This window comes from Frischella japonica (genome assembly GCF_014489845.1).
GTDB classification, from domain to species: Bacteria; Pseudomonadota; Gammaproteobacteria; order Enterobacterales; family Orbaceae; genus Frischella; species Frischella japonica.
Window position 1 is genome coordinate 1 of record NZ_JABURY010000039.1, and the last position, 557, is coordinate 557.

A 557-nucleotide genomic window follows, 5' to 3' on the forward strand; every position below is an offset into this window, starting at 1 on the left:
TCCCAACTATCTGAATCATCACTAAATTGACCCTTTAATAGCATTCCCACCACCGCTAAGCCAAGAATCACCCAACCTATTCCCGGAAAACACAAGCCGGCTAAGGCAAATAATCCTAACACCCCGGCGGTGATCTCCATAATACTGCCAATTTGAAATCCCAATGCGCCACTATCACCAGCATAAAATCTCGGCAAATCTTTAACACATGCCACAAGGCCATCCACGATTGCAATAAATGACGCCGCGGCTCCGGCTACTTTACCGATTAAATAAACCCCTTTCATATTACTTAATAATTCGGTGCTGGCCACTAAGTTGATATTGTTTGCATGTTTATACCCCATCAAAAATATCGACAGTGACGAGGCGATTTGCACACCGGATAGCACTGAATTAACCAATATTGAACGGTTTTTCATCCGCAGAACCTCTTTCATATGCACTGGAATATCGAGATCTTTAATCAGCTTACTATTCGCTTGGTAACTGATGTAGTTCAACGCCATACTTATCGCCTGAACGACCAACAGTTGACCATTTTCCACTTTAATTTT

General features: G+C 42.4%; 1 protein-coding gene. It reads right to left on the reverse strand.

Features of this window, described 5'->3' with window-relative positions; all coding sequences use genetic code 11:
- Positions 1-509, reverse strand: a 509-nt coding sequence (locus tag FcAc13_RS12080) for a hypothetical protein (protein ID WP_187756475.1), incomplete at its 3' end; no start/stop codon positions are given.
- Positions 510-557: the final 48 nt, after the last annotated feature.